The organism is Stenotrophomonas sp. SMYL89 (genome assembly GCF_036319985.1).
GTDB lineage: Bacteria > Pseudomonadota > Gammaproteobacteria > Xanthomonadales > Xanthomonadaceae > Stenotrophomonas > Stenotrophomonas maltophilia_Q.
On sequence record NZ_JAWIRW010000035.1, the window covers coordinates 1 to 5,549 of the forward strand.

2 protein-coding genes and 1 pseudogene are annotated in these 5,549 nt (G+C 66.3%); all 3 read right to left on the reverse strand.

What is annotated here, in order from left to right; genetic code table 11:
* A pseudogene (smeD, locus tag V3B41_RS20350) lies at positions 1 to 578 on the reverse strand (multidrug efflux RND transporter periplasmic adaptor subunit SmeD); the annotation flags it as partial.
* Between the two features lie 333 nt (positions 579 to 911).
* Positions 912 to 2,297 (reverse strand): multidrug efflux RND transporter outer membrane subunit SmeF, encoded by a 1,386-nt coding sequence (gene smeF / locus V3B41_RS20355; RefSeq protein ID WP_049431838.1) that lies wholly within the window; start codon positions 2,295 to 2,297, stop codon positions 912 to 914.
* A 97-nt stretch (positions 2,298 to 2,394) separates the two neighbouring features.
* Positions 2,395 to 5,517 carry a multidrug efflux RND transporter permease subunit SmeE gene (gene smeE, locus V3B41_RS20360; RefSeq protein WP_100443693.1) on the reverse strand — a complete coding sequence of 1,041 codons (3,123 nt, stop codon included), beginning with the start codon at positions 5,515 to 5,517 and terminating at the stop codon, positions 2,395 to 2,397.
* Positions 5,518 to 5,549: the final 32 nt, after the last annotated feature.

Sequence of the window (5,549 nt, forward strand, 5' to 3'; positions counted from 1 at the left end):
ACGTAGATCGGGTCCAGCTGCTGCACGGTGGCCAGTGCATTGGCCTGGCCGGCGCTGACCAGCGCACCCTGGGTGACGCTGGACTTGCCGATGCGACCGCTGATCGGCGCGACGATGCGGGCATAGCCCAGGGTGACGTTGGCCGCATCCAGCGACGCCTTGGCGGCACCGACATCAGCCTCGGCCTGCTTCTGCGCAGCCACGGCGTTTTCCAGATCCTGCTGGCTGACCGCGTCGACCTTGGCCAGCTCGGTGATGCGCTTGGCGCTGAGGCGGGCAGCGTTGGCGGTGGCTTCGGCACGGGCCAGCTGGGCGCGGGCGCTGTTGGCCTGGGCGCGGTAGCTGGCGTCCTCGATCTGGTACAGCGGCTCGCCGGCCTTGACCATGCCGCCCTCGGTGAACAGGCGCTTGGCGACGATGCCGTTCACCTGCGGGCGCACTTCGGCGACCAGGAAGGCATTGGTACGGCCCGGCAGTTCGCGGGTCAGGCCCACGGTCTCGGGCTTCAGCGTGACCATCTGCACTGCCATCGGTCCGGGATCGTGGCCCATCGCGGAAGGCTGGCAGGCAACCAGCAGGATGCTGCTGACGAAAATCAGCCAGCGGCGGGAACTGCACAACAGGGAATGGGACAAGCACATCGCTCCACGCGTCAGGTGCGGGGCCCCCGTCGCCTCCCGTGGCGATCGATGCAGCGTTCCGCCACGCGATGAGACGGCGAGACAGCTGCAATAGGTATGAGGAAAGTTGTATCTAGCCCTGAAAGCAAGCCAGGCCTTCAGCCGCAGGAAAGCTTTCCTGCTGGAACGTGATCGACAGGGGATGAGATCCCCTCGAAACGGACAATGCCGGCCAGTGGCCGGCATTGCCGTCGATCACCCAGGTAGAGCCGGCCGTTGGCCGGCTCTACCTCAGCTGCGCTCGTGCCAGCCGCCGCCCAGTACCTTGTACAGGGTGATGCGGTTGGACTGCTGGGCCAGTTCGGCCTGCAGGCGGGTCTGCTGCGCGGTATAGGCGGTGCGCCGTGCATCGAGCAGGGTGACGAAGCTGTCCAGGCCGGCGTCGTAGCGTGCCTGCGACAGGCGATTGGCCTGTTCGGCGGCTTCCACCAGGCGCTGCTGCGCGCTCACCTGCTCATCCAGGCTGACATTCAGCGCGAGTGCGTCCGCGGTTTCGCGGAAACCCACCTGGATCGACTTCTCGTACTGCGCCAGCGCGATATCGCGATCCGCATTGGCGATGGAAAGGTTCGCGCGCAGCTTGCCACCCTGGAAGATCGGCAGGGTGATCTTCGGCAGGAAGCTCCACACGCGGGTGCCGCTGTCGAACAGGTTGGACAGTTCATTCGAGCCACTGCCGATGCTGCCGGTCAGCGAGATGCTCGGGAAGAACGCTGCACGTGCCGCACCGATGTTGGCGTTGGCGGCCAGCAGCTGGTGTTCTGCAGCCATGATGTCCGGGCGCTGCAGCAGCACGTCGCTGGGCAGGTCGGCCGGCGGCGGGGCCAACGCCAGCAGCTGCGGTTCGATGCTGTCCGGCAGCAGCGCCGGATCCAGCTGGCCTCCGGCCAGCAGCGCCAGCGCGTTGCGGTCCTGGGCCAGCTGGCCGCGCAGACGTGCGGCATCCGTGCGCGCGGTTTCCACCAGCGTACGGGTCTGGGTCAGTTCCAGCGCCGAACTACCGCCACGTTCATGGCGGGCTTCGGCCAGGCGCAGCGAATCCTCGTAGGTCTTCAGCGTCGCTTCGGCGATCTTCAGCCGCTGCGCGTCGGCCCCGTAGGTCAGCCACGCGGTGGCGGTCTCGGCCACCAGGCTCAGCTGCGCGTTGCGGCGGTTGGCGGCCACGGCGAAGTACTGTTGCAGTGCCGCTTCGCTGAGGTTGCGCACGCGGCCGAACAGGTCCAGCTCGAACTCGGCCACGCCGACGCCGGCAGTGAACTGCTCCGTGACGCCGGCATCGGTACCGCGACGCTCCATCTGGCCGGTGACGGCCACGCCGGGCACGCGATCGGCGCGCTGCACGCGGTACTGGCCGCGCGCGCGTTCAACATTGAGCACGGCCACGCGCAGGTCGCGGTTGTTCTGCAGCGACTGCTCGATGACCTGCTGCAGGCGTGGATCGGTGAAGAAGTCCCGCCAGCCGACGGCGGCGACATCGGCCACCTGGCCCTGTGCAGCTTCGGCCGGCCACTGCGCTGGGATGGCAGGTGCAACGGCGGTGTTTTTAGGCGCCAGGGTGGAGCAACCGGCCAGCGCAAGCGCGGCGGCCAGGGATACAGCAAGAGAAGAGAATTTCATGGCGACACCTTGGGGGTCACGGTGGTAGCGCCGGGCCATGCCCGGCGGCTACGCGGTGAGGCATCCGCCGGGCACGGCCCGGCGCTACCGGATTTCATCACGTCGTGGATTTGCGCTTGAACACGCGCTGCACCACCACGAAGAACAGCGGCACGAAGAACACGCCCAGTACCGTGCCGACGATCATGCCGCCGAGCACGCCGGTGCCGATCGCCTGCTTGGCGCCTGAGCCGGCACCGGTGGAGATCGCCAGCGGTACCACGCCCATGCCGAAGGCCAGCGACGTCATCACGATCGGGCGCAAGCGGTCGCGCACCGCGTGCATGATCGACTCGATCAGGCCTGCGCCCTTCTCCAGGTTCTCCTTGGCGAACTCCACGATCAGGATCGCGTTCTTGCTGGTCAGGCCCACCGTGGTCAGCATCGCCACCTGGAAGTAGATGTCGCGTTCCAGGCCCTTGAAGGTGTTGGCCAGCACCGCGCCGAGAATACCCAGCGGGGCCGCCAGCAGCACCGCCGTCGGCACGCTCCAGCTCTCATACATCGCGGCCAGGCACAGGAACACGATCATCAGCGACAGCGTGTACAGCAGCGGCGTCTGCGAGCCGGCCTGACGCTCCTGGTAGGACATCGCCGTCCACTCGATGCCGAAGCCCGCCGGCAGCTGCTTGGCCAGCTGCTCGATCTCGGCCATGGCATCACCGGAGGCGACACCCGGGGCCGGTTCGCCCTGGATTTCCATCGCCGACACACCGTTGTAGCGCTCCAGGCGCGGCGAACCGTAATCCCAGTGCTTGGTGGCGAACGCACTGAACGGCACCATCTCACCCTTGTCGTTCTTCACGGACCAGAGGTCGAAGTCCTCCGGGACCATGCGGAACGGCTGGTCGGCCTGCACGAACACGCGCTTGACGCGGCCGCGATCGACGAAGTCATCGATGTACGAGCTGCCCCATGCGGCAGCCAGGGTGCCGTTGATCTGGTCGATCGACAGCCCCAGCGAGGTCGCCTTGGCCGCGTCGATGTCGATGCGGAACTGCGGCGTGTCCTCCTGGCCGTTCGGGCGCACGTTGGCCAGCTTCTTGCTGCCCGCAGCGAGGCCCAGCAGCTGGTTGCGTGCGGCCACCAGTGCCTCGTGGCCCTGGCCGCTGTTGTCCTTCAGGAAGAAGGTGTAACCCGAAGCGGTACCCAGTTCCGGAATGGCCGGCGGCGGGAAGGCGAAGATGAAGGCATCCTTGATCTGGCCCAGTGCCGCCATTGCGCGACCGGTGATCGGCATCACGCCATTGTTGGCGTCACGCTCGCTCCAGTCCTTCAGCTTGACGAACGCCATGCCCGCGTTCTGGCCCATGCCGGCGAAGCTGAAGCCCTGCACCGAGAACACCGAGTCCACCGCATCCTTTTCGTTCTGCAGGAAGTGGTTTTCCAGCGCCGCGATCGATTCCAGCGTGCGTTCCTGGGTGGCACCCACCGGCGCCTGCACCAGCGCCATCAGCACGCCCTGGTCTTCGTTGGGCAGGAACGAGCTTGGCAGGCGCACGAACAGCACGCCCATCAGCACGAACAGCGCCGCAACGATGCCCATGAAGCGCCACGGACGATGGATGATGCCGCGCACGCCACGCTGGTAGCTTTCGCTGGTGCGGTCGAAACCGCGGTTGAAGCCGTTGAAGAAACGACCGGCCAGGCCGCGATGGGCAACATGGTGCTCGCCCTTCTTCAGCGGCTTGAGCATGGTCGCGCACAGCGCCGGGGTCAGCACGATCGCGACCAGCACCGACAATGCCATCGCCGAGACGATCGTGGCCGAGAACTGGCGGTAGATCACGCCGGTGGAACCGCTCATGAAGGCCATCGGCACGAACACCGCCGACAGCACCAGGCCGATGCCCACCAGCGCGCCAGTGATCTGGCCCATCGACTTGCGGGTAGCCTCGAGCGGAGACAGCCCTTCCTCGGACATGATGCGTTCGACGTTCTCCACCACCACGATGGCATCGTCCACCAGCAGGCCGATCGCCAGCACCATCGCGAACATGGTCAGCATGTTCACCGAGAAGCCCAGCATCGCCAGCACGCCGAAGGTACCCAGCAGCACCACCGGCACGGCGATGGTCGGGATCAGGGTGGCGCGGAAGTTCTGCAGGAACAGGTACATCACCACGAACACCAGCACGATCGCTTCGATCAGGGTCTGCACCACGCCCTTGATCGACACGCGCACGAACGGGGTGGTGTCGTACGGGATCTCGGCCTTCAGCCCGGCCGGGAAGAAGCCCTTCATGTCTTCCAGCGCCGCATCCACGCCGGCGGCGGTATCCAGCGCGTTGGCGCCGGTGGCCAGGGTGACCGCCAGACCGCTGGCCGGCTGGCCGTTGTAGCGGGTGACGAAGTCGTAGGACTCGGCACCCAGTTCGACGCGGGCGACATCGCCGAGGCGCAGTTCGGCACCGTCCTGCGCGCCGCGCACGATGATGTTGCGGAACTGCTCCGGGGTCTGCAGGCGCGACTGCGCGTTGATGGTGGCGTTGAGCTGCTGGCCCTTCACCGACGGCGCACCGCCGAGCTGGCCGATGGCCACCTGGGCATTCTGTGCCTTCACCGCCGCGGTCACTTCGGCAACCGACAGGCCGTAGGTGTGCAGCTTGTTCGGGTCCAGCCAGATGCGCATCGCGTACTTGCCGCCGAACACCTGGATGTTGCCCACGCCCGGCACGCGGCTCAGGCGATCAACGACATTCGAACCGACATAGTCGGCGATGTCGTTGGCGTCCATGCTGCCGTTCTCGGACACGAACGCGATGACGTTCAGGAAGCCCGAGCTGGACTTGGCCACGTTGATGCCCTGCCGCTGCACTTCCTGCGGCAGCAGCGGCATGGCCAGCTGCAACTTGTTCTGCACCTGCACCTGGGCGATGTCCGGGTTGGTGCCGCTCTCGAAGGTCAGGGTAATGGTGGCCTGGCCGTTGGACGAGCTGTTGGAGGAGAAGTAGATCAGGCCATCAAGGCCCTTCATGTTCTGCTCGATGATCTGCGTCACCGAGTCCTCGACCACCTTGGCCGATGCACCCGGGTAAGTTGCGCTGATTTCCACCGCCGGCGGCGCGACGTTGGGGTACATCGAGACCGGCAGCTTGAACAGGGCCAGGCCGCCGGCGAGCATGATGATGATGGCGATGACCCATGCAAAGATGGGTCGATCGATGAAAAAGCGTGCCATGGGGTTCTCCGCTTACTTCGCGCCGCCGGCCG

Coding starts and splice junctions, on each gene's coding strand:
- smeF (WP_049431838.1), bottom strand. CDS start 2,297: ATGAAATTCTCTTCTCTTGCTGTATCCCTGGCCGCCGCGCTTGCGCTG.
- smeE (WP_100443693.1), bottom strand. CDS start 5,517: ATGGCACGCTTTTTCATCGATCGACCCATCTTTGCATGGGTCATCGCC.